The sequence below is a fragment of the Guyparkeria sp. genome, assembly GCF_041687595.1.
Classification (GTDB): Bacteria; Pseudomonadota; Gammaproteobacteria; order Halothiobacillales; family Halothiobacillaceae; genus Guyparkeria.
Window position 1 is genome coordinate 1 of record NZ_JAWLBP010000028.1, and the last position, 24,867, is coordinate 24,867.

Annotated in this window: 18 protein-coding genes and 1 tRNA gene; 5 read left to right on the forward strand and 14 right to left on the reverse strand. The window is 63.3% G+C overall.

Going from position 1 to position 24,867, the window contains the following annotated elements:
- Positions 1-399 precede the first annotated feature (399 nt).
- Positions 400-906 (reverse strand): DUF6231 family protein, encoded by a 507-nt coding sequence (locus tag ACESL5_RS05860; protein ID WP_372591851.1) that lies wholly within the window; start codon positions 904-906, stop codon positions 400-402.
- Between the two features lie 29 nt (positions 907-935).
- Between ACESL5_RS05860 and ACESL5_RS05865 the strand changes: the two genes are divergently transcribed.
- Positions 936-1,020 (forward strand) — tRNA-Leu (locus tag ACESL5_RS05865).
- Between the two features lie 200 nt (positions 1,021-1,220).
- Here the strand turns inward: ACESL5_RS05865 and ACESL5_RS05870 are convergent.
- The 6 genes from ACESL5_RS05870 to ACESL5_RS05895 form a co-directional block, all read right to left on the reverse strand.
- Positions 1,221-3,518: a hypothetical protein gene (locus ACESL5_RS05870; protein ID WP_372591852.1), complete on the reverse strand. Its 2,298-nt coding sequence runs from the start codon at positions 3,516-3,518 to the stop codon at positions 1,221-1,223.
- A gap of 102 nt (positions 3,519-3,620) precedes the next feature.
- Complete coding sequence (locus tag ACESL5_RS05875) at positions 3,621-4,643, reverse strand: aspartate-semialdehyde dehydrogenase (protein WP_372591853.1); 1,023 nt, start codon at positions 4,641-4,643, stop codon at positions 3,621-3,623.
- 189 nt (positions 4,644-4,832) lie between these two features.
- Entirely contained in the window at positions 4,833-5,888 is a 1,056-nt protein-coding gene (gene leuB, locus ACESL5_RS05880) for a 3-isopropylmalate dehydrogenase (RefSeq protein WP_372591868.1), read from the reverse strand.
- A gap of 62 nt (positions 5,889-5,950) precedes the next feature.
- Positions 5,951-6,613 carry a 3-isopropylmalate dehydratase small subunit gene (gene leuD / locus ACESL5_RS05885; protein ID WP_372591854.1) on the reverse strand — a complete coding sequence of 221 codons (663 nt, stop codon included), beginning with the start codon at positions 6,611-6,613 and terminating at the stop codon, positions 5,951-5,953.
- Positions 6,614-6,627: 14 nt separating this feature from the next.
- Complete coding sequence (gene leuC / locus ACESL5_RS05890) at positions 6,628-8,031, reverse strand: 3-isopropylmalate dehydratase large subunit (protein ID WP_372591855.1); 1,404 nt, start codon at positions 8,029-8,031, stop codon at positions 6,628-6,630.
- 28 nt (positions 8,032-8,059) lie between these two features.
- Positions 8,060-8,491, reverse strand: coding sequence for a DUF2237 family protein (locus ACESL5_RS05895; RefSeq protein ID WP_372591856.1), 432 nt, complete (start codon positions 8,489-8,491; stop codon positions 8,060-8,062).
- A gap of 98 nt (positions 8,492-8,589) precedes the next feature.
- On the opposite strand from ACESL5_RS05895, the gene ACESL5_RS05900 reads away from it, so the two are divergent.
- Positions 8,590-9,483 carry a LysR family transcriptional regulator gene (locus tag ACESL5_RS05900; RefSeq protein WP_372591857.1) on the forward strand — a complete coding sequence of 298 codons (894 nt, stop codon included), beginning with the start codon at positions 8,590-8,592 and terminating at the stop codon, positions 9,481-9,483.
- Positions 9,484-9,496: 13 nt separating this feature from the next.
- Here ACESL5_RS05900 and ACESL5_RS05905 read toward each other — a convergent pair whose 3' ends face one another.
- The 7 genes from ACESL5_RS05905 to ACESL5_RS05935 form a co-directional block, all read right to left on the reverse strand.
- Complete coding sequence (locus tag ACESL5_RS05905) at positions 9,497-10,339, reverse strand: HAD-IIB family hydrolase (RefSeq protein ID WP_372591858.1); 843 nt, start codon at positions 10,337-10,339, stop codon at positions 9,497-9,499.
- The gene (locus ACESL5_RS05910) at positions 10,332-11,582 is read right to left on the reverse strand and encodes an amylo-alpha-1,6-glucosidase (protein ID WP_372591859.1); all 1,251 of its coding nucleotides are present in this window, start codon (positions 11,580-11,582) and stop codon (positions 10,332-10,334) included. Before ACESL5_RS05910 ends, ACESL5_RS05905 begins: the two co-directional genes overlap by 8 nt.
- A gap of 129 nt (positions 11,583-11,711) precedes the next feature.
- Complete coding sequence (gene arsJ, locus ACESL5_RS05915; RefSeq protein WP_372591860.1) at positions 11,712-12,929, reverse strand: organoarsenical effux MFS transporter ArsJ; 1,218 nt, start codon at positions 12,927-12,929, stop codon at positions 11,712-11,714.
- 25 nt (positions 12,930-12,954) lie between these two features.
- Positions 12,955-13,968, reverse strand: a complete 1,014-nt coding sequence (locus tag ACESL5_RS05920; protein ID WP_372591861.1) for an ArsJ-associated glyceraldehyde-3-phosphate dehydrogenase — start codon at positions 13,966-13,968, stop codon at positions 12,955-12,957.
- Positions 13,969-15,155: 1,187 nt separating this feature from the next.
- Positions 15,156-15,539, reverse strand: coding sequence for a lactoylglutathione lyase (gene gloA, locus ACESL5_RS05925; protein ID WP_372591862.1), 384 nt, complete (start codon positions 15,537-15,539; stop codon positions 15,156-15,158).
- A gap of 77 nt (positions 15,540-15,616) precedes the next feature.
- Positions 15,617-18,319, reverse strand: a complete 2,703-nt coding sequence (locus ACESL5_RS05930) for an EAL domain-containing protein (RefSeq protein WP_372591863.1) — start codon at positions 18,317-18,319, stop codon at positions 15,617-15,619.
- A gap of 89 nt (positions 18,320-18,408) precedes the next feature.
- Positions 18,409-19,644: an argininosuccinate synthase gene (locus ACESL5_RS05935; protein WP_372591864.1), complete on the reverse strand. Its 1,236-nt coding sequence runs from the start codon at positions 19,642-19,644 to the stop codon at positions 18,409-18,411.
- Positions 19,645-19,998: 354 nt separating this feature from the next.
- On the opposite strand from ACESL5_RS05935, the gene aceE reads away from it, so the two are divergent.
- From aceE to ACESL5_RS05950, 3 genes are all read left to right on the forward strand, one after another.
- Entirely contained in the window at positions 19,999-22,659 is a 2,661-nt protein-coding gene (gene aceE / locus ACESL5_RS05940; protein WP_372591865.1) for a pyruvate dehydrogenase (acetyl-transferring), homodimeric type, read from the forward strand.
- A gap of 116 nt (positions 22,660-22,775) precedes the next feature.
- A complete protein-coding gene (gene aceF / locus ACESL5_RS05945) occupies positions 22,776-24,095 on the forward strand; it encodes a dihydrolipoyllysine-residue acetyltransferase (protein WP_372591866.1) in 1,320 nt (439 codons plus the stop codon).
- Between the two features lie 10 nt (positions 24,096-24,105).
- Positions 24,106-24,867, forward strand: a 762-nt coding sequence (locus tag ACESL5_RS05950) for a biotin/lipoyl-containing protein (protein ID WP_372591867.1), incomplete at its 3' end; no start/stop codon positions are given.

The window sequence follows — 24,867 nt, forward strand, 5'->3', positions numbered from 1 at the left end:
GACGTAAGGCTCAAGCCGAGAATCAGCGAAAAGGCTGGGGTCAATCGCATACGGGACCTGTCGAGTCGTGGTGTTCCATCGGTTCAGGGAGTCAGTGTACCGCGGTGTCGCGACGAGGGGGCTCTGGGTGACGATTGTAGTGCAAAACCGGGGTCCGGCTGTGCGCGTCGTGTGTTTGCTTTTGGTGCGAACCGGGACTCAAGGCTGACGTGCCGACTCGATCCGCTCACACACGTTGTGTGTCGTATAATATATATTATGTTAAATATGGTCGGGACCGAGGCTGCGCCTGTGTTCTCCTTCCCCATTCCACATGCAAACCCACGCAAGGCCCTGCCGTGGAGCCCGGCTGGCCAAGGTACGGGGCTTCAAGTCCACTTGCTTCCGTGCCTGGTGATCTCACCAGCGGTACTTGTCCCAGAGTTCCGGGTTAGCCCAGTTCCTCGGGTTTAGCCAGTCCGGCGTCTGCTTGTAGTCGTGGATATCGAACTGGTACAGGGGTTCGTTTGGGCTCGAAGCCTTGTAGCCGAGGGCGATCATCTTCATCCGGTCATCGACCGACTCGTCCAGATAGACGATCACAGGTCGGTTGCCGCGATCCCGCAGGCTCGCCAGCAACTGGGACAGCACCGGTGCCCACTGGTCGACATCGATCACCACGTCAACGACGTCGCCTTCGGGCAGTTCGCTACCCACCATGGCCGGCTCACCCAACTCGCGACAGCCATTGCCCGTCTCTGAAAAACTTTCTTCACCGACGAGAATCGTGATCCGCGTCCCGCCGGGATGAATATTTTCGCAGGCAATCAGTCGGTTGTCTTGTCTCGACACCCCGTTCCGCGCCTCGCTGTCGAGTACGAAGACGCGCGGTGACGCTGTTTTTTTCGCATTCACTGTTGACAGCACCTCTCGAGATTCCTAATATGCGCCGCGTTGCCCAGGTGGCGGAACTGGTAGACGCGCTAGTTTCAGGTACTAGTGGAGAGATCCGTGGAGGTTCGAGTCCTCTCCTGGGCACCAAACAGTTTGGCAGAAGGCCGATGGTTCGACGAACCATCGGCCTTTTTTCTTTGGGGACACGAGACTCTTTATCACCGAGTGCGCCCTGCCGTCTTTCCCATCCGGTGCCGCCGGCGTGCGTTGTCCGCCGCTTTCACGGCACCAGAAAAAAGCCCACCGTCTCAACGGTGGGCCTTTCTTGTATCGGCATTCACGAGGGTTCAGCCGTAACGCTTCTTCAGGTTGTCGAGTCGATGCAGGGCATCGGTGGCACCCTCCTCCCTCAATTCCGACTCGATCATTTCGAAGCTCTCTCGATCGCCCACGTCCAGGAATGCCTCAGCGAGACTGACACGGGTATCGACGGCATCCTGACCGTTGTCATCGCTTGAGGAATCCGAGTCCTCGGTCGCGATCGTACCCCGATCCTCGATTTCCTCTTCGGGTGCGTCCTGCAGGTTCAGCGTGTCGTCCGCTTCACGCTCGGCCCCTGTGGGCGTCACGAAAGCGCCCTCTTCGTCCGAATCGGAAGTGGATGCAGTCTCCTGGCTGTGATCAGGAAGGTCGAATTCGATCTCTTCCCCATCCGTGCCGGTAACTGCTTCGGCAGGCTCCTCGTTCGCCGGGGTTTCCAGGGCGTAGGAGTCGTCGAAGTCCATGAGCTCGTCCGAGTCATCGGACCGACCCGGTTCGGCCTCCGAGTCGGGTGTTGCCAGCATGTTGTCCAGGTCATCGTCCCAGTCGATCATGCCGGCAGGCGATGATTCCGCGCGCGTCTCCTGTTCCGGCTCCTCGAACTCGCTCTCCCGGGAATCTTCCGACCCCTCTGCCTGAGAGAACGCCTGCAACTGGTCCCCCTCCTCGGCGGACTGCGCGTCGTCGAAGCTCATGCCGGGAGCAAGCGTTTCCGCGCCCTGATCGGTATCCGACGCCGCGGCGAACGAACTGTCCTGCTCGGGCTGCTGGATCCCCTCTCCGCTCTGAAGCCTGGCGAGCGCCTCCTGAAGCCCCTCGTGACCGGGGTGCTCGGTCAAGCTGTCCTGGAGGAGGTCGATCGCCTGCTGGTTGAGGTTGAACGACTCGAGCATGCGGGCCTCGTCGAGGGCCATTTGCGGATCGAGCGGGTCCTGACCCGCCGCATTGCTCCCTGCCTTGGCTTCCTCCTCGTCGTCGGTGTCCGAACCGGCGGCGATGGTGGCGGCTCCCGCGCCGGCACCCATGGCAACCGCGCCGGCTGCTTCGCCACGAGTCGAGGACGGGCCGATGTCCGGAGACGAATCGACGTCGGTCTGCTGCGCGGGCAGTGCCGGCTCGTCGTCGTTGCGGCGACCACGGCGCAGGCCCAGGGCGATCAGCAAGGCCAGCACCAGCAGTCCCAGGCCGCCGACGAGATACTTGCCCCACTCGATCCAGAAGTTGCCCTTGAGCTCTTCGAGCTGGGCGTTCTGCTGCTCGAGCGCAATTTTTTCCTGATGTGCCTGATCGACCGCAGCCTCGAGTTCCGAGATCTTGGACTCGCGTTCATCGATGCTCAGCTTGATCGTGTCGATCTGCTCCGTGAGTGATCGCAGATCTTCGGTCAGGGACTCGTTCTCCGCCCGGGCCGACTCGATCTCTTCCTGGTCGAGCACGGCCTGGCGCTGGAGTTCGGCGCGGGTCGGGCCCTCAATGGCAGGCAGAACGTTCGCACGGGAGGTTTCGTCCCCGGTTGCCTGTTCCGCGCTGTCACCAGCCTCGGCCGCGGCACGTTCTTCCGGGCCGAGGAGCTCGAGAGCCGGACCCTGTGCCTCGGCGCCCGCCTCTTCGCCGTCGTCGGTCGGTTGCGCAGAGGGAACGCGCAGCTCGGCGTCCGCCATCAGCGCGTTGCCGTTGCCGTTGACGAAAGCGTTGGGGTTGGCGTCGATGATCGCCTGCATGATCGGACGGATGTCTTCGCCCTCGGCGGCGTAGCGGCCGGCGATCTGGGAGAGCGTGTCGCCGCGCTGTACCTCGTAGCTGTCGTCGAGCTCCAGGTCCGTCGCGGGAGTCACGCGCTCCCAGGACGAGCGGTCAGCACGCGGTGCCGACGGTGCCTGATCGGCAACGGGCGTGCCTGCAGCCGCTGGTGTGGACTGCGTGGTGGTGCCGGACGACGGCGGGTCCAGGAGAAGGTTGTATTCCCGGATCATCCGTCCTTCGGGCGACCTGACCTCGAGCAGGATGCTGAGGATCGGGTCACGCACCGGTCCCCGGCTGCGGATGAACACGTAATCCTGACCACCCTTCGTCTCGACGGTGAAGATCAGGTTCGCCGGCAGGCTTTCCAGTGGAACGCCAGCCTGTTCATAGAAGGCCGGCGGGGCGAGCTGGACGCTGACTTCGTCCAGCGGTTCGTTCGACGAGCGCGCCAGCGGTACGCTGACCTCCAACGGCTCTGTCAGGTAAGACTGCACCCGGGCGTCGCCCAGGGTGGCGGCCTGGCTGATCAACGGACCCCCGGCACCGAGGATGCCCGCAATCACCAAACTCAACTTCCGCATGTCAATGACTCCTTGCTCGTGCCGGCCAGCGGGCACCGGATGGTGTCCTCAGCATGGCCGGCGCCTTCCCATAGCCCTGTATCGAGCTGATTGTGCCACAGATCAGAGGTAATCGCGCACCAGGCACTCGGCGATCTGAACACTGTTGAGTGCCGCGCCCTTGCGGACGTTGTCGGCGACAACCCACAGGTTCAGCCCACGGTCGTGCGAAATGTCCTCGCGGATCCGGCCGACGTACACCGGATCGCTGCCGGCGCCTTCCGTGGCCGCGGTCGGGTACCCACCGTCGCGACGATCGTCGAGCACCTTGACACCCGGCGCGTTTTTCAGCACTTCCCAGGCCATCTCGGCCGTGATCTTGTCCCGGGTTTCGATGTGGATCGCCTCGGAGTGGCCGTAGAAGACCGGGACGCGGACGGCGGTCGGGTTCACCAGGATCTCGGCATCCTCGAAGATCTTGCGGGTCTCCCACACCATCTTCATTTCTTCCTTCGTGTAGCCATTGTCCTGGAATACGTCGATCTGCGGCAGCGCGTTGAAGGCGATCTGCTTGGGATAGACCACCGCATCGGCGTCCTGGCCGTTCAAAAGCCGGGCACTCTGGGTGGCCAGTTCCTCGATCGCCTCCTTGCCGGAACCGGATACGGCCTGGTACGTCGCCACGTTGATGCGCTCGATACCCACGGCATCGTGGATCGGCTTGAGCGCCACCAGCATCTGGATGGTCGAGCAGTTCGGGTTCGCGATGATGTTGCGTTGGGTGTACCCCGCGATCGCGTGGGCATTGACCTCCGGGACGATCAACGGCACATCGTCCTCGTAGCGGAACTCCGAGGTGTTGTCGATCACGACACAACCGGCCGCCGCGGCTTTCGGTGCGAATTCACGAGAGATCGAACCGCCGGGCGAGAACAGCCCGACTTGCACCTTGGAGAAATCGAAGGTGGCCAGGTCCTCGACCGTCAGGAACGAGTCGCCGAACGGGACTTTCTTGCCGGCGGAACGTTCCGATGCCAGGGCGTAAACCTTGCCGACCGGGAACTTGCGCTCGGCGAGGATGGACAGCATGGTCTCGCCAACGGCACCGGTGGCACCGACGACAGCAACGTCGACCGTCTTGCTCATGAAGTTTGCTCCTTATCGTGAAAATGTTCTGTACGGGGCGCCATGGGCGAGGCGGCCCAGTGTGTCGCGTTCAGGCGTTGCCGAAGCAACGCAGGCACGAGCGGCAGACCCTGACGTTCAGTGGGTCTCAGCGTGCTCCCAAGACTAGCGCAATACCGCGGGCGACGCACCCGCGGGGACCCCTCCCGCTCAGCGCTTCAGGGCGGAGACCACTGCCTGCCCCATTTCCTCGGTCGAGGCCTCGGTTTTGCCCGGCTGCATTATGTCCGGGGTGCGCAGGCCCTGGTCCAGTACCGTGATACAGGCATTCTCGATCCGCTCGGCCAGATCGCCGCGACCGAAGGAGTAGCGCAGCAGCATCGCCGCCGAAAGGATGGTCGCCATCGGGTTGGCCACGCCCTGCCCCGCAATGTCCGGAGCCGAGCCGTGGCTGGGCTCGTAGAGACCCTGCCCCTTCTCGTTCAACGAGGCCGACGGCAGCATGCCAATCGATCCGGACAGCATCGAAGCCTGGTCGGAGAGGATATCGCCGAACAGGTTCTCGGTGACGATGACGTCGAACTGCTTAGGGGCACGCACCAGTTGCATCGCGGCGTTGTCCACGTACATGTGTGACAACTCGACGTCCGGATACTCGGTAGAGAGACGGTTCATCACCTCTCGCCACAACTCGGAGGTCTCGAGCACGTTGGCCTTGTCCACCGAGCAGAGGCGCTTTCCGCGTTTCTGGGCGGCCTCGAATGCGACCCGCCCGATGCGCTCGATCTCGCCCTCGTTGTAATGCATGGTGTTGAAGCCTTCGCGCTGACCGTCGACCTCGCGAATGCCGCGCGGCTGGCCGAAATAGACGCCGCCGGTCAGCTCCCGGACGATCATGATGTCCAGCCCGGAGACGACCTCGGGCTTGAGCGACGAGGCGTCGGCCAGCGCATCGTAGAGAAGCGCCGGACGAAGATTAGCGAACAGCCCCATGGTCTTGCGGATCGCCAGCAGGCCACGCTCCGGCCGCAGGGCGCGCTCGAGTTCGTCGTACTGCGGGCTGCCCACGGCCCCGAGCAGTACTGCGTCGGCCTCGGCCGACTGCCGGCGGGTGATTTCGGGGAAAGGTTCCCCCTCGGCGTCATAGGCCGCCCCGCCGATCAGGCCATGGGTGAACGACAGCTCCAGGTCGGTACCCGCGCAGACGGCCTCCAGCACGTTGACCGCCTGTTCGGTGATTTCCGGACCGATGCCGTCGCCCGGCAGGACTAGGATGTTCTTCTGGATCACGGTGTTGCGTTTCCTTTCTTCAGTCTGTTGTTCGGTCTTCACCCGCCGACATTGCCGCGCATGTCGTTGAACAGCCAAGGCGTCTTTTCCATCTGGGCGGTCTCGTAGGCCTTGATCTTGTCCGCGTGCTGCAGGGTCAGCGCGATATCGTCGAGACCCTCGACCAGGCAGTGCTTGCGGAAACTGTCGATCTCGAAGTGGTACTCCTTGCCGTCCGGTGCGGTGACCGTCTGGTTCGGCAGGTCGATCTCGAGTTCGAGCCCCGGCTGGTCGGCGACCGCCTTGAAGATCTGGTCGACCTCTTCCTCGGTCAAGGCAATGGGAAGCAGCCCATTCTTGAAGCTGTTGTTGAAGAAGATGTCGGCGAAAGACGGGGCGATCACCGCGCGAAAGCCGAAGTCGGTCAGTGCCCAGACGGCGTGTTCGCGCGAGGAGCCACAGCCAAAGTTCTCGCGTGCCAAAAGAATGGTCGCCCGATCAAAGGGCTCCCGGTTGAGAACGAAGTCCGGGTTCTTGCGCCGCTGACTGTGATCCATGCCGGGCTCGCCCGGGTCGAGATAGCGCCAGTCGTCGAAGGCCGTCGGCCCGAAGCCGGTGCGCTTGACCGATTTCAAGTACTGCTTGGGGATGATCGCGTCGGTGTCCACGTTCGAGCGGTCGAGGGGCGCGACGATTCCCTTGTGGGTGGTGAATGCCTGCATGGTGAAGTCTCCTCTTACGCTTGGCGGACGTCGACGAAATGGCCGGCGATTGCGGCCGCGGCGGCCATCGCCGGGCTGACAAGATGCGTGCGCCCGCCCTGCCCCTGGCGACCCTCGAAGTTGCGGTTCGAGGTCGAGGCGCAGCGTTCGCCCGGCTCGAGACGGTCGGCGTTCATCGCCAGGCACATCGAGCAACCTGGTTCACGCCATTCGAAACCGGCCTCGAGGAAGATCTTGTCCAGCCCTTCTTTCTCGGCCTGTTCGCGCACGAGTCCGGAGCCAGGCACCACCATGGCCAGCGTGACGTTGTCGGCCACGTGCCCGCCCTTGATCGCCGCAGCCGCGGCACGCAGGTCCTCGATACGCGCATTGGTACACGAACCGATGAAGACCTTGTCGATCTTGATGTCGGTGATCGGCGTGTTTGCCGAAAGCCCCATGTACTTGAGCGCATGACGCATGCCCTCGGCCTTGACCGGATCCCATTCGGCGTCCGGGTCGGGCACCTTGTCCCCTACCGCGACCACCATTTCGGGCGAAGTTCCCCAGGTGACCTGCGGTTCGATTTCCGCGGCATCAAGGGTGACAACCTTGTCGAAATGCGCGTCCGGATCGGACTTGAGCGTGCGCCAGTACTCGGCGGCGCGCTCGAACATCTCGCCCTCGGGGGCGAACGGCTTGTCGCGGAAGTACTCGACGGTCTTCTCGTCGACCGCGACCATGCCGGCGCGGGCACCGGCCTCGATCGACATGTTGCAGACGGTCATGCGCCCCTCGATCGAGAGCGACTCGATTGCCGAGCCCGCGAACTCGATCGCGTAGCCCGTGCCACCGGCTGTACCGATCTCGTGGATGATCGCGAGCACGATGTCCTTGGCCGTCACACCGCGGCCGAGTTCACCCTCGACACGGATCTGCAGGGTCTTGGCGCGCTTTTGCAGCAGCGTCTGCGTGGCCATGACGTGTTCGACCTCGGAGGTACCGATGCCGAAGGCCAGCGCTCCCACGGCACCGTGGGTGGAGGTGTGCGAGTCGCCGCAGACCACCGTCGCGCCGGGAAGCGTGAACCCCTCTTCCGGGCCGATGATGTGCACGATCCCCTGGCGCATGTCCGCCATGGGAAATTCCTGTACGCCGAACTCCCGGCAGTTCTCGTCGAGCGTGCTGACCTGGATCCGGGATACCGGGTCGGCAATGCCGCCGGCGCGATTCGTGGTGGGCACGTTGTGATCCGGCACGGCCAGCATCGCTCCGGTGCGCCACGGCTTGCGACCGGCCAGGCGCAGTCCCTCGAAGGCCTGCGGGCTGGTCACCTCGTGGACGAGGTGGCGATCGATATACAACAACGCGGTACCGTCGTCCTGTTCATGGACGACATGCGCGTCGAAGAGTTTTTCGTAGAGTGTCTTTCCTGCCATGGGATTGCCCTGGGTCACGTTGCCTGGATCAAAATTCGAAGAAACCATCGTCGAGGCCCGACGCCGGCGGGTCGACCGCGTGCTCGATCAGGTCGCGCAGTCGCAGCACCTTGAGCACGGCGTGGTGCGTTGAAGCCAGCACGACCGGCGGCGCTACGCCCGCCTCGAATGCCTCGCGCCATCGCAGTGCACACAGGCACCAGCGATCACCTGCCTGCAGGCCCGGGAAGTCCTGCCCGGGGACGGCGCGGCGCAACTCGTTTCCCATCGACGCGGTGTAGTGGAGAAACGCGTCATCCACTTCCGCACAGACGCCGTGCGCCCCGGGATCCTCTGCCGCCACGTGGCAGCGCCCGTCCCGGTAGAAACCGGTGAGCGGCTCGGTCGAGCACGGCTGCAGCGGCAGCCCCAGCACGTTCAGGCCTGTTGTTTCCATGGCGTAATCATAGTGTGTGGTCATTGATAACCAAAATGGAAAATACTGATAAAGTCCATTCCTGATAGTTATAGTTCAGGAATGACCGGCGATTTTGCCAACCTACAGGAGGATGGCCGTCCATGAATCCTGCCCAGCTCGATACCCAGCAGTTGCTGACCTTCCTGGCCGTCGCCGAGTCCGGCTCGTTTTCCGGGGCAGCCGCGCGGCTGCATGTCAGCCAACCTGCCGTTTCCAAGCGTATCGCACTGCTCGAGCAGCGACTGGGTTTCTCGCTGTTCGACCGGATGGGCCAGCGGGTGGTTCTCACTTATCCGGGCGAGCAGCTGCTCCCGGCCGTCCAGGACGTTCAGCGGAGCCTGGATGACATCGCCACGGTGGCAGCCGCCGGAGGGGGCGCGACCGGCGGTCGACTGTCGCTTGCGCTCAGCCACTACTGCGGGCTTCACCTGCTGCCGGCTGCTCTCGAACGGTTCTCGACTCGGTATCCCGAGGTGTTGCTCGACCTGAGCTTTCACGATTCCGAGCGCGCCATCGAGGCAGTGCGTGCCGGCGAGGCTGCATTGGCCTACGCCACCCTGCCACCGAGGGTCGCCGATGGTGTGCAGACGCAGGCCTTCCGCGAGGAAACCTTGGTGCCGATGATCGCCCGACGACACCATACCGGATCTGCGCAAGACGACATCCGCCGTCACGGCGAACGATTGCCGCTGATCTTGCCGGCTCGCGCCACGAGCACCCGAGCCGCGATCGACCGCTGGCTGGACGATTGCGGTCTGATGCCGCCCGCGGTGATCGAGATCAATCAGCTCGACTCGATCGCGGTATTGGCCGGGACGGGAGTCGGATGGGCCCTGCTGCCCACTACCCTGCAACGAGAGGGACTGGTGTGTCTCGAGTGCAATGACTGCGTGCTGCCGACCCGTCGCCTGGGACGGATCGAGCCGGTCGGTCGAGCGCGGAACCCCCTTGCCGAGGCCTTCATGGCGGTGGTGGAAGAGCTTGACGACGCCTGATGGGGCCGTCCCGTCATGCGATCTCCAGCCACGAGCGGGCCTCGGGTATGAAGTGCACGATGCCCTCGAGAATGCCCGCCGCGTAATTGCCGTTCATCCCGAGCAGGCCGCCCCGGGCGACGTACAGGCAATTCTCGAGGCCGCGCTCGGCGGTGGCACGGATGGCGGCCTGCTTGACCTCATCCCTGGCGTTGGCCACCACGATCGCCTGGAGACCGCTGGTCAGCACGGGCAGATCGTTGCCGCTGTCGCCGGCAAAGACCGTCCGGCTATCGGGGACATGTAGCCGCTCCTTGAGGAACCGGATGGCATGCACCTTGGTGGCACCGGCGGGCAGGACATCGACCAGCCCGACATCACGCATCTCGTCGATGCTCCAGATGACACTACTGCGCACTCCCGCGTCGGCCAGCCGGTCACGGATCCGCTCGGCCAGCGCGTCCCCGTCGAGGTCCGCCGGGGCGTAGTAGCTGAGCTTGTGGGTATTCTGCTTTTCGGGTTCCTGCAGCTCGATATCGGGGATGTCCCGAAGTATCCCGGCCAACGTCGCACGGTCGTTACCCGCCCAGTCCGTCGCGATCTCGTCCGACCAGGCTCTCCAGGCATGCCATTCACCCTCGTCGATGCGATAGATCGTCGTTCCCACGTCACCGATGGCGAAATCCGGCGTCGGCAGTGCGAATTCGTCGATTGCCGACTCGAGCAGGTAGCGGTCGCGGCCGCTCACGTAGGCGAGCGTCACCTCGGGCCGTTGGACCAGTCGCCAGAACAGGTCGCGCGCATCCGGTGATTCCGGCTGGTGGCCGTTCGGGATCAGAGTCCGATCAAGATCGGTGCAGACCAGCAGTTCAGTCATCGTCGTCAATCCTGAAAAGTGGTTCTCCCTGCAGGGCGTGATGGGCGATGACCGCCGCGGCGGCGCTCCATCCCTGGCAGCGTGTCCCGCCCGGCGTGAGTTCCCGGCCGTGCACGAACTCCGGGAACGACCAGGATTCATCCTCCATCGCCAGCGCATTGGCCGCGTGGATGGCGTCAAGGTGTCGCCGGGCCTTTCCGCTGTGCCCACGGCTGGACAGGTCGGCAACGTAGAAGCCCGTGATCATCGGCCAAAGACCCCCATTATGAAACTCGTACGGCTTGTTCTTGAAGCTGTACGAGAACATCATCTGCAGGCTTTCCCAGTCCCGATCCACCGGTTCGATGATCGGGTGAAAGGCCGGCAGGAGCGGCATGCCCTTGGGCGAGATCTTCGCGATATAGGCATCGACCTGTTCGCTCTGCCGGTCGGTCGCCACGCCGAACAGGTTGGCCAGCACATTGGCGAAGGCGTCGAATCGGTAGCCGTAGCCGGTCGGCGAAAAGAACGGCATCCAGTAGTGATCGGGACGGTGGGGTGCGGCCTTCCGACCCTTCTCGTAGAGCACCTCGTGATAGATATCGACCGGCTCGTTGCCGTTGAACCAGTAATTGCTGCGGATCAGGTGCAGCAGTCGCGTGGTGCGGTCCTGTAACTGATGATCTGCCGAGCCGTGGACGTGGCTGTGTATCCGGCAGAACGAGCGCAGTGCCTGCAGGTAGAGCAACTGGTCGTAGAGGATGTAGCCGGACTGGACATATTCGTCGGCCCAGTCGCCGGTCTGCGGAACATAGATCAGGCCACGATCGTTGAACTCCCATGCCCCGAGGAGGAAGCGCACCTGCTCCAGGGCAGGCAGTACCTCTTTGAGGAAGACGTCATCCCCGCTGGCGCGCCAATATTCCGCGCAGCCGATGACGAACCAGAGATCCGCATCCACGCGGCCGGTGGTGCCGCCGTAGCTGATGCGCTGTGTCGTGGTGTCGACATTGCTGGGAATCTCGCCGTGGGGGCCCTGGTGGCGGGCCAGCGTCTCGAGGGTCTTGCGCATCGTGGCCACCAAGGCCTCCTCCCCGGTCATCAGGGCGGCCAGACCGATGATCACGCCGTCACGGGCCCAGACTCGGCGATAGTTGTCCCGGTGGCTGGGTGAGGCCAGAAATCCGTCGTCCGTCGCGCACTGACGCACCAGGTCGAGTGCGTGTTCCAGACCTTCCTTGCGCGTGTCGGATGATTTCGTCATCGTCGCCGTCAGCCTCCTTCCCTTCCCCGCAATCTACACGCAAACCAGTGTAGAGGGTAGAAGCGGAAGCCGGTGGCCGAACGGATCACCGGGAGTGCCGGCGCGCGGGACGCCAGTACACGAGAGACGCTATTCCTCGCCCAGAGAGGATTCCAGCGCCATGAGTCGCAGGCTGAGAACCCCGGCGATGACGACGAATGCCAGCGCCAGGGCGATGCTGCCCGTGATCCCGATCCATTGGTAACTCACGCCGGAAAGCACGGTTCCTGCCAGCCGGCCGGTGGCGTTCGCGGCGTAGTAGAAGCCGACGTTCATCGACGCCTTTTCCTCGGCGGAATAGCGGAGGATGAGGTAGGAGTGGGTCGCGGAATTGATCGCGAATACAACGCCAAAGAAGCCCAGGCCCACGGTGATTATCCAACCCGAGGTCAGGCCGGCGGCCAGTGCGACGAGAATCGAAGCCAGCGGCAGGACCAGTGCGAAACTCCAGAATGCGGCGGCCCGGGCCCCCGGGCCGCCCTGCCCGGCGGAATCGCCCGGACGGGCACCGATCAGTCGCGGCGCCGCCGACTGGATTATGCCGTAGCCGATCACCCACAGGGCAAGGTAGGCGCCCACCCAGTGGAAATCCCAGCCGATGGATACCAGGAATACCGGCAGGGCCACGACGAACCACACGTCACGCGCGGCGAACAGGAAGATGCGTGCCCCGGCCAGCCAGTTGATCACCGGTTCGCGCGAGAACATTTGCCCAAAAGCCGTCTTCCTTTTGATCGCGCCGAGCCCGGAAGGCAGAGTCAGCGTCATCAGAAAGCCGACAACGAGCATCGCTGCCAGGGCGCCCATCGCGCCTTGAAAGCCGAGCCAGGCGAGCAGCAGGCTGCCGAGGAAGAAGCCCGCCCCCTTCAGCGCGTTCTTCGAACCGGTGATCCACGCCACCCAGCGGAAAAGCTGGGCGTTGCCTTCACGCGCCACCATCTTCACACCGGCCTTGGCCGACATCTTGTTGAGATCCTTGGCGATCCCCGACAGCGCCTGGGCGGCCATGACCCAGACCACGGTGAGCCAGGCGTCCGGGACGGTCAGCATGAGCAATGCCACGATCTGCAGCCCGGTACCGAGCTGCATGGTGCGGTTCAGCCCGATGCGCGCACCCAGCCAGCCACCGACGAAGTTCGTGACGATGCCGAAGAACTCGTAGAAGAGAAACAGCATCGCGATGGCGAACGGCGAATACCCGAGCTGATAGAAGTGCAACACCACCAGCATCCGGATCGCCCCGTCGGTGAGGGTGAACAGCCAGTAATTGCCCGTGATCGTCAGGTATTGGCGCAGTGCCGTGGGCATGGTGCCTCCTCGTGTCCGGATCGAATCAGGCGTGGCCGATCCGGGAGACCAGCTCGACCAGTCGCTGGGCATAGCCCCACTCGTTGTCGTACCAGGCAAGCACCTTCACCAGGTCGCCATCGATGACCATGGTCGAGGGTGCGTCGACAATCGAGGAGCGCGGATCGTTGGTGTAGTCGACGGAAACCAGCGGACGGGTCTCGAAACCCAGGATCCCTTCCAGCGGTCCCTCCGCGGCCGACCGCAGCAGGTCGTTGACCTCCTCCGCGGTCGTCGAGCGTTCGGGCGTGAACACGAAGTCGGTCAACGAAGCATTGAGCAACGGGACACGGACGGCCAGTCCGTTGAGGCGGCCCTCGAGCTCGGGGAAGATCGCGCCGATGGCCTTGGCCGACCCGGTACTCGTTGGCGAAAGCGACATCGACGATGCGCGAGCACGCCGCCAGTCTCGGTCTCCCTTGTCCACTACCGCCTGCGTGTTGGTCAGGTCGTGCATCGTGGTCATGGTGCCACGACGGATACCAAGTCCCTCGTGCAACACCTTGACCACTGGGGCGAGGCAATTGGTAGTGCAGGACGCCGCCGTGACCACCCGGTGGCGTGCTGGCTCGAATCGGTGGTCGTTCACGCCCATGACGACATTCAGGACATCCGGGTGCTTGACCGGGGCGGCGACCGCCACGCGCTCGACGTTCTGGGCCAGGTGCGGGGCAATCTCTTCGAAGGCACGCCAGCGACCGGTGGACTCGATCACCACGTCGACCGCACTGTCCTTCCAGCCGATCGCATCGACGTCCGGTGCGCTGGTGAAGCGGATGTCGCGACCATCGAGTGCAAGGCGATCGCCCTCCCCCTCGATGTTCCGATTCCAGCGACCGTGGACCGAGTCGAACTGGGTGAGATGTGCCATGCACGCAGCGTCCGCGGCGATCTCGTTTACATGCACCACCTCGAGCCCGAGTTCGGGGCGGTCGGCGAGCGCACGGAATGCTAGGCGTCCAATACGTCCGAATCCGTTGATGCCTACCCTGATCGTCATGCCTGCTTCCTCATTTCGTCATTTGCTCGCCCGTTGGCTTCGGGCGCAAAAGTATATGGCTATGCGAATGGAATGCGAACCCTAGCCCAGAAATGTGACGGTTTGATGGCCGGATTCCGGCATCACTGATTCACTTCTGGCTGAACGTCTGTCGTTACCGCCTTCCTTGGTGCAAGCGTTTCGCAACACTCGATGGCAATCGGCGTGAGGGTACCTCGTTGTGGCCCGCAGCATGCCCGTGATAACAGCCAGGTTGACGAAGAGGTCAGGATTCGACCCAAGGCTCCTGGGAACACAGGGCCTGTATGGCCGACGAGATTTGCTCGATCTGGCCGGAAAACGGCCCGACAATTACCGCAAAAAGTTTTTCACAGTTCCTGTGGATAAGCATGTGGAAGAAGCAGCTAAGCGCCTTGTTCACAAGGGCCGGGACGGAAATGGCCAATTCTTGACCATTCGATGACACGGATTATTAAACATCGGATAAACAACAGGTTATGCCATCAAGGGTGCTAAGCACATGATTCTTGGCCGTGACTGGGTTCCGGTGGACAATCTCGACGCCTTGATGTGGAAAATCGTCCCTGTCAACCCTTGACAGGGCATGATTGACTCGATCCATCAAGCCGCTCCGGCTCACTCCCTTGTAAGGCGCGAGGAACCGCCTCGATTGTCACGGAACACGAGTCGAATTGTTCGAAATGGATGGGGTGTCGATGCCTGGTTTCGACCGATGATCGGCATGAGCGAAACCGGGGTCCGGAAGAATCATGCGCGGAGAAAGGGAAGCGAAGTTGGTCTGGCGTGTCACGTCTGGCACGTGACCACAGGTAGCCCCGATCGGCCGTTGCCGCGTTCGACACGATGGGTGCCCCTCCTCCGAATGGGGTGCGATCGAAAAAGGGGCTACGAAAAGTTCCCGGCCCCGGAAAAGTTTTTCACAGATCTTGTGGATAAACTTGTGGAGATCGGTGCCAAACCCTTGCGTCGCAAGGCCGTGGACGGTAATGACCAATTCTTGGCCAATTCGCGGGCCGGATGCAACGTTCGACAGAAAAACAGCTACTTACCCACGGTTTCTAGCTAAATCACTGATTGATCGTCCACAAAAAAAGGCGCAATCGGAACCGCGCCTTTGTCATGTGGAAAATGTTCCTGTCAAGTCTTGACTTGAGCCGAATGATTCCTCACTTCGCGCCGATCAGTTCGATGGCATATCCGTCCGGGTCGGCAACGAACGCGATGATGGTCGAACCTGCATTCATCGGTCCAGGTTCGCGGAGGATCTGACCGCCTTTCTCGCGGATGCGATCGGCCGCGGCGTAGACATCGTCGACCTCGATGGCGATATGCCCATAGCCGTCACCCAGGTTGTACTGATGGTCGCCCCAGTTGTAGGTCAGCTCGAGCACCGCCGTCTCGCTTTCCTCACCGTAGCCTACGAACGCCAGCGTGAACTCGCCAGCCGGATAGTCCTGCTGACGCAGCAGCTTCATGCCGAGCACGTTGGTGTAGAAATCGAGCGACTTTTCCAGATCGCTGACACGAATCATCGTATGAAGGATGCGCATGGGCGATTCCTCTTGAGCTTGGTTTGATGAACGGCGTGAGACTGTAGACGAAAAGCAACTCTGAAACGACCCGGACTTCACCGTCTCGAGACAGGCTCGGGACGGTGGATCAGGAACCCTTGCACGTAGTCGACACCCATGCCGCGGACACATTCGTACTGATCCTCGGTCTCCACCCACTCGGCGACTGTTCTTGCGGACATTACCCGGCTGACCTCGATGATGGCCGAAACGATCACGCTGGCCACCGGGTCATCGGGCATGTCACGGATCAGTTGACCGTCGATCTTGACGAAATCCGGTTCGAGGCGGCGCAGGAAGTCAAAGGAGAGAAAACCGCCGCCGAAATCGTCGAGCGAGAAACGGCAGCCCAGTCGGCGCAGCGCCTTGATGAGGCGTTCGGCCTGTTCCAGGTTCCGAATGGCCGCGGTTTCGGTGACCTCGAAGATGATCTGCCCCGGATCGGCACCGGTATCGAGCAGGGTTTCGCGAATGAAGGGAATCATGCCGGGGTCCTGGACGGAGTGGGCGGACAGGTTGATGCTCACCGTCATGGGCGTATCGAGCTGCGAGGCGATCCATTCACAACTGGTCCGCACCACCCATCGGTCGACCTCGGTCATGGCCTGGTGTTTTTCGGCTATCTCGATGAATTCCGCGGGGAATGCTGCCCGTCCATCTTTACCCACGATGCGCAGCAGGAGTTCATGGTGCATCGGCAGTGCCGGGTCGATCGGAGTGATTCTCTGTGCGGCCTGCGACAGGCGATTGCTGGAGATCGCCGCACGCAGGCTGTTGTACCGCTCGACCTCGCTCTTGCGTTCGAGCAGTTCGGTGTCACCACCGGAATACTGGACAACGCGGTCGCCGCCCTGTCTCTGGGCACTCTGGCAGGCGCGTTCGGCATCATCCATTCGCCGTGCCGCGAGAGCGTCGTCCGCATCGATCCGGGTCACGCCCACGCTGGCCTTGAGACGAAGATGGTCGTGCTCACCGGGCATGAGGAAGGAGTGGACGGTCTTGAGGACGTTCCTGGCCGCCACGATGCAGTTGTCCTGACTGGCGAGCGGCATCCATATGGCGAACTCGTCCACGCCCACGCGGGCGATCATGGCGTCCGATGGCAACTCGAGTGAAAAGTGACCGGCCAGCGCGGCCAGGACTCGATCACCGAATTGCCGCGTGCCGATTTCGTTGAGTAGCCGGAATTCGTCAAGATCCAGCCAGATCAGGCATGCCGTATCCGGCACCTCACGCTTTCTTTCGCCATTCGTCACGGAACGATCGAGAAAATCTTCGAGCGCCTCGCGGTTGAGCAGGCCGGTCAGCCGGTCATGGGTGGCGCGGTAGCTGAGCAGCGCATTGGCCGAACGCAGTTCAGTGACGTCGAGCATCGAGACGAGCAGTTGCGGGTCGCGCGTCCCCTCCAGCCGGTTAACTCGCAGGTTCACGTCGAGGCGATGCCCCTCCCTTTCGATGGTCCCGTCCATGGCGGCAGACTCGTCGTGCTCCGCTGCGCGCTCGAGCACACCGAGCGCACTGCCCGTCTCCGTTCCTTCGATGTGCAGGGCGAAGGCCGTGCAGAATGACTGGCCCATGAGAGACGCCTCGTCGGCGAATGTAGAACGGGCAAAGTGCGCAACCGCCCGGTTCGCCAGCAGGATGTTGCCGGCAGCGTCAAGAAGGACCGCGCCGGTGTGCAGCCCCGAGAATGCACGTCGGAGTCGGTCTTCCTGCCTCTGAAGGCGCCGCGTGCTTCGTCGGCTCTGCCAGTGGAACAGGCCGATCACCAAGGCCACGATCAGGGCGAGCAGCGGCCAGTGGTCACGGACCACCTCGCCGGCCGTGAGCGGTTCGGGCATCCACTTGTCGCGTAGACGGTCGATTGCCGAATAGTCGAGTGGCGCTTGCCAAAGGGCGATGCCTGCCGCCTCGATCACCGCGGAATCGGCTGGCAGCGAGGTCAGTTGCCGTGCGACCGTGGCAGGCAGGCCGTCGGGTGCCTTGCCGGTCGCCGCGAACGGCCACTCGGGAACCAGTGGCGTGTTGCTCGGATAGGGGAAATCGTGGCGCTCGGCCGGCCCGATGGGCGCCAGCCGGCTCTCGGGAAATTCCTCGATGTGGCGCTGGAAGTACTTGGAGCGCACCACGCCGGCGTGCGCGCGGCCATCCAGCACGGCATCTATGACCGAACCAAGCGGCAACCCCGTGAAGATCGGCGTGATGTCGTGTTCGACATCGATCCCCGCATCCTCGACTGCCTGCATCCCCAGAAGCCACCCGCCGAGAGCATTGGGGCCGACACCGGCAACGCGCCGTCCGGCAAGTTCCTCCAGTTGGTCGAACCCCTGATCCTCGCGGGCGAAGACCACGGAACCCAGACGTTCGACCACCCGGTCGCCATCGCGACGAACGAGAGACGCCAGCGGCCAGATGCGTCCGACACGGCTCAGTTCCGAGAATTGCAGAGACTGCGTGAGGACGAAGTCGAGCCGGTTGGCATCGAATGCCCGTCGCATTTCCCCGAGAAACAGGGGCTCGATCCGAAAGTGGTATCCCGGGTTGTGCTCACTCAGGTAATCGGCCGTCGGTTGCCAGCGGTCGATCGCCTCGGGCTTGCCGGTGTACGCAAGAACACCGATGGTGACCTCGACCGGCGCCGAGGTATCGGCCATGGCGACGCCGCCTGGCGGTAGCAGCAGACACAGCATCAACAGCACGGCCGCCAGATGGATGGAGCCGTGCCGGTTCGAGGGGGTGTAACCCGAGCATGTCAGCATTCCGTTGCCTGTCGATTCGGTCGGTAATGGAGCCGGCGCGTGATCCTTGACGCTTGGCCCGAGGATTCGCGGCCCTCAGCGGGCCCGGGTCAGCTCCGACGCCCCGCCTTGGCGCCGATGCGCAGGCGCAAGGCGTTGAGCTTGATGAAGCCCTCGGCGTCGCGCTGGTCGTAGGCACCGGCGTCGTCCTCGAATGTCGCGATCGCCGGGTCGAACAGGCTGTTGTCGGACTGGCGACCCGCCACGATCACGTTGCCCTTGTACAGGCGCAGCCGTACGTCACCGTTGACGTTGTCCTGCGTGGCATCGATGGCCTTCTGCAGCATCTCGCGCTCCGGGGCGAACCAGTAGCCGTTGTAGACCAGCTCGGCGTATTTCGGCATCAGCTCGTCCTTCATGTGCGCCTCGCCGCGGTCGAGCGTCAGGGATTCGAGCGCGCGACGCGCCTTCAGGAGGATGGTGCCGCCCGGGGTCTCGTAGCAGCCGCGCGACTTCATGCCCACGTAGCGGTTCTCGACCATGTCGAGTCGACCGATGCCGTTGGCACCGCCCAGCTGGTTGAGCTTGAGCAGCAGTTCGGCCGGCGACAGCTTCTCGCCGTTGATCGATACCGGGTCGCCCTTCTCGAAACCGATGACGATCTCGGTAGCCTCGTCGGGAGCACGCTCGGGGCTGACCGACCAGCGCCACATCTCTTCTTCCGGCTCCCACCACGGATCCTCGAGGTTGCCGCCCTCGTAGGAGATGTGCAGCAGGTTGGCGTCCATGGAGTACGGCGACTTCTTGCCAGCGGCGGCGAAGTCGACCGGGATGTCGCGGGACTCCGCGTAGTTCATCAGCTTCTCGCGGGAATTGAGGTCCCACTCGCGCCACGGGGCGATCACCTGAATTTCCGGGTTGAGGGCGTAGGCATTGAGTTCGAAGCGAACCTGGTCGTTGCCCTTGCCGGTCGCGCCGTGGGCGACGGCATCCGCGCCAGTCTCGCGGGCGATGTCCACCAGGCGCTTGGCGATCAGCGGCCGGGCGATGGAGGTGCCGAGCAGGTACTCACCCTCGTAGATGGCGTTGGCACGGAACATCGGGAAGACGTAGTCGCGCACGAAGGTCTCGCGCAGGTCGTCGATGTAGATTTCCTTCACGCCCATTTTCTCGGCCTTCTCGCGCGCCGGGTCGAGCTCCTCGCCCTGCCCCAGGTCCGCGGTGAAGGTGACCACCTCGCAGTCGTAGGTCTCTTCGAGCCACTTGAGGATCACCGAGGTGTCGAGGCCGCCGGAATAGGCCAGTACCACCTTGCCGAGCTTCTTGGGGGCGGAGGGATTGCTCATCAGAACTCCTGAAACGATTTGAGTGTCGCGAATGGATTGCTAAGACGTGAGTCGCGCCATTATATAGACACAGCCACTCCTGCACAGACCGATCGGGCGATTCGTCGGCAACCCGAGCCTCTCGGCCCGCCACGTATCATCCCCCGGACTCGGTCAAACGGGTTCGCTCCGGTGCATCACAGGGCGACTGCTGGGCAACCCGTTGCAGGTCGGTGGCACGCCCGACATAGGAAATATCGGCGGAATCACGCATAATGAGCGGCAAATTTTGGTCCGATGCGGCCGGCGAATGCCCGCGCTGAAGCGGTTTCGGGCAGGAACGGATGCATCAAACGACAGCTTTGAGGAGTGCTTGTGACCGATTACATCGATCAGGATCCGCAGGAAACCCGGGAGTGGCTCGACGCCCTGGAGGCCGTGGTCAACTTTGAGGGGACCGAAAAGGCCCGCCACTTGATCGGCAGCATGATCGAGATGGCCCGTCAGCACGGCATCGACACCCCCTACGCCGCCACCACCCCCTACATCAACACCATCCCGACAGAAGACGAAGCGCAGTACCCGGGGGACCGGCAACTCGAGCAGCGTCTGCGGGCCCTGATCCGCTGGAATGCCATGGCGATCGTCGTGCGCGCGAACAAGGAAAACTCGGTCGGTGGCCACATTGCCTCCTACCAGTCCAGCGCCACCATGTACGAAGTGGGCCTGAACCACTTCTTCAAGGGACATGACCACCCGGACGGGGCCGACATGGTCTTCTTCCAGGGCCACGTCTCGCCGGGCATGTATGCGCGTGCCTACCTCGAGGGCCGGATCACTGAAGAGCACCTGCTCAACTTCCGCCAGGAAGCGGCCAACGAGAAGGCGCTGAGTTCCTACCCGCACCCCTGGCTGATGCCGGACTTCTGGCAGTTCCCGACCGTTTCGATGGGCCTCGGTCCGCTGATGGCGATCTACCAGGCCCGCTTCATGAAGTACATGGAGGCCCGCGGCTTCGGCAAGGTCAGCAGTCGCAAGGTATACGCCTTCCTGGGCGACGGGGAGATGGACGAGCCCGAATCCATGGGCGCCATCGGCCTGGCCGTCCGCGAGAAACTGGACAACCTGGTATTCGTCATCAACGCGAACCTTCAGCGGCTCGACGGGCCGGTGCGCGGCAACGGCAAGATCATCCAGGAGCTCGAAGGCAGCTTCCGCGGTGCCGGCTGGAACGTGATCAAGGTCATCTGGGGACCGGGCTGGGACGAACTGCTCGCACGGGACAAGTCCGGCAAGCTCAAGCAACTGATGATGGAGACCGTCGACGGCGAGTACCAGGCGTTCAAGGCCAAGGGCGGCGCCTACGTGCGCAAGCATTTCTTCGGCAAGTACCCGGAGACCGCCGAGCTGGTCAAGAACATGACCGACGACGAGATCTTCGCGTTGACACGCGGTGGCCACAGCCCGCGGAAGATGTACGCGGCGTACAAGGCGGCCAACGAGTGCAAGGGCAAGCCGACCCTGATCCTGGCCAAGACGGTCAAGGGTTACGGCATGGGCCCGTTCGGCGAGGGCGCGATGCACGCTCACCAGCAGAAAAAGCTGGACAACGAGGGCCTGAAGTACTTCCGCGACCGGTTCGGTCTGCCGATTTCCGACGAGCAGCTCGAGAAGAACGTTCCGTTCTACAAGCCGGATGACAGCCACGAGCTCATGAAGTACATGCACGAGCGTCGCAAGGAGCTGGGTGGTTATCTGCCCGCACGCGTCGACCGTGCCGAGAGCATTCCGGCACCGGATCTCAAGGCCTTTGACATGATCCTCAAGGGTACCGGCGATCGCGAGATGTCGTCGACGATGCTCTTCGGCCGGATCCTGGCGATGATCCTGCGCGACAAGAAGCTCGGCAAGCGGGTGGTGCCGATCATTCCCGACGAGGCCCGCACCTTCGGTCTCGAGGGTCTGTTCCGCCAGGTGGGCATCTACGACCCGGCCGGCCAGCTCTACGAACCGGTCGATTCCGACCAGGTGGCCTGGTACAAGCAGTCGGCCAACGGCCAGGTACTGCAGGAAGGCATCAACGAGGCCGGTTCCATGTCGTCCTGGCTGGCTGCCGCTACCGCCCACGCCAACTATGGCGAGGCGATGGTGCCCTTCTACATCTACTACTCGATGTTCGGCTACCAGCGCATCGGCGATCTCGCCTGGCTGGCCGGCGATATCCGTGCCCGGGGCTTTTTGATCGGCGCGACCGCCGGTCGGACCACGCTCGAAGGCGAGGGCCTGCAGCACAACGACGGCCACAACATCATGATGTTCTCCGCCGTCCCGAGTTGCCGCGTCTATGACCCGACCTACGGCTACGAGATGGCAATCATCATCCGTGACGGTCTCAAGGCGATGGTGGAGGAGAAGCAGGACTGCTACTACTACATCACCGCGATGAACGAGAACTACCATCATCCGGCGATGCCCGAAGACGTCGAGGAAGGCGTGCTCAAGGGGGCCTACCGGCTGCGCGAGAGCAAGAAGAAGCTCAAGAACCGCGTTCAGCTCATGGGTTCCGGCACCATCCTGCGCGAATCCGAGAAGGCCGCGGCAATGCTCGAGGACGAGTGGAAGGTGGCCGCCGACGTCTGGTCGGCGACCAGTTTCACCGAACTGGCCCGCGAGGGGCAGGCATGCGAGCGGCATAACCGCCTGCACCCGGAGGCCGATGCGAAAACGCCGTACATTACGGCTGCCCTCGAGGAGCGTGGTGGGCCGTTGATCGCCGCGACCGACTACATCCAGGCCTATCCCGACCAGATCCGCCGCTTCGTGCCGGGCTCGTTCACCACGCTGGGTACCGACGGCTACGGTCGTTCCGATACCCGGGCCGCCCTGCGTCGCTTCTTCGAGGTCGATGCCGCCCACATCGTGGTGGCCGCGCTCAAGACACTGGCCGACGACGGCAGCATCCCGGCCTCCAAGGTCAGCGAGGCGATCAAGAAGTACGGCATCGATCCGGACTGCGCCCCGCCGATCGAGCGATAAGCTTTCTTTCCGACCGCCCCCGGCGCACGGTTTGTCTGCCGGGGTAACGGACCCAATTCGATACGACGCCCGCCCGACCCGGCGGGCTCGCACGCAACACGTATGGAGACAGGCTGATGGCCATCAAGTCGATCACCCTCCCCGACATCGGCAACTACGAGAACACACCCGTCATCGAGGTGCTGATCTCGCCCGGTGATCGGGTCGAAAAGGAAGACTCGCTGATCACCCTTGAGTCCGACAAGGCCACGATGGAAATTCCCTCCCCCTATTCCGGGGAGATCAAGAAGGTCCTGGTCAAGATGGACGACACCGTCAACCAGGGTGACCTGATCGCCGAGATCGACGCCGAAGAGGAAAGCGAGGCGCCGGCGGAAAAGGCGAGCGAGGAGGCCCCGACGCAGGAAGCCGAAGAGCCGCAGGCCGAACCCGAAAAGCCGGCACAAGCACCGGTCGAGGAAAAGGTATCCGAACCGGCCGCGCCTGCCGCCCCACCGGCACAAGCCCCGGTCAACCGTCAGGGTGCAGGCGCGAAGTTCCACGCCAGCCCCTCGGTGCGCCTGTTCGCCCGCAAGCTGGGCGTGGATCTCGCCAACGTCACCGGCAGCGGCCCTAAGGGACGAATCGTTCAGGAGGACGTCGAGGGCGCCATCAAGAAGGTCATGGAAGGCGTGGCCAAGGGAGGTGCCGCCACCGGCGCGGGCATCCCGCCGCTGCCAGAGATCGACTTCTCCCAGTTCGGCGAGATCGAGGAGCGTCCACTCTCGCGCATCAAGAAGCTTTCGGGCAGGCACCTCTCCACTGCCTGGCTGAACATCCCGCACGTCACGCAGTTCGACGAGACGGACATCACCGAGCTCGAGGCCTTCCGCAAGTCCCTCAAGCCGCGAGCCGAGAAGGCCGGCATCAAGATGACGCCGCTGGTGTTCGTGCTCAAGGCTCTGGCGCACGTGCTGCGGGAATTCCCCAACATGAACGCCTCGCTCGCGCCGGATGGCGAGAACCTGATCGTCAAGAAGTACATCAACCTCGGCGTGGCGGTGGACACGCCCAATGGCTTGGTCGTGCCGGTCGTGCGGGACGTCGACCAGAAGGGCATCTTCGAGCTCTCCGAGGAACTCATGGCCATCTCGGCGCGGGCCCGTGACGGCAAGCTGACCGGCGAGGACCTTACCGGCGGTACGTTCTCGGTATCCAGTCTCGGTGGCATTGGCGGCACCCAGTTCACGCCGATCGTCAACGGGCCGGAAGTCGGCATCCTCGGCGTCTCCAAGGCCAGCATGCAGCCGGTCTGGAACGGCTCGGAGTTTGTGCCGCGCCTGATGCTGCCGCTGGCCCTCTCCTACGATCACCGCGTCATCGACGGAGCGGAGGGCGCACGGTTCATGACCACGCTCTCGCGCACGCTCACCGATCTTCGCGAACTGATGCTGTAAGGAGCGCCGGATGACCATCGAAACCATCAACCTGCCGGACATTGGCAACTTTGACGAAGTCGAGATCATCGAGGTGCTGGTCGAGGCCGGCGACACCATCGAGGCCGAGGACTCGCTGATCACCCTGGAAACCGACAAGGCCACCATGGAGATCCCGGCACCCGCCGCCGGGACGATCACCGAGATGCTGGTCGGCGTCGGCGACAAGGTGAGCACCGGCAAGCCGATCGCCAAATACGAACCGGCCGCGGACGGTGGCGAGGAAGAGAAATCCGAGGCATCGGCTGCGCAGTCTCCTGCCCCGGCCGGCGAGGAAAAGACCGCCGCACCGGCGGCCGCCGCGCCCACCGATGCCAACGCCGACGTGGAATGCGAGGTCTGCGTGCTCGGTTCCGGTCCGGGCGGTTACACCGCCGCCTTCCGCGCCGCGGACCTGGGCAAGAAGGTCGTGCTTATCGAGCGCTACCCCGTCATCGGCGGCGTGTGCCTGAACGTTGGCTGCATCCCTTCCAAGGCCCTGCTGCACGTCTCCGAGGTGCTCAACGAGACCCGCTCGATGGGTGCGCACGGCGTTACCTTCGCCGAGCCGGAAATCGATCTGGACAAACTGCGCGGCTTCAAGGAAAAGACCATCAAGAAGCTTACCGGTGGCCTCGAGGCCCTGGCCAAGCAACGGAAGGTGCAGATCGTGCGCGGTTACGGCCGGTTCGTCGATCCGCACCACGTCGCGGTCACCGACGACGACGGGAAGGAAACCCTGATCCGGTTCGAC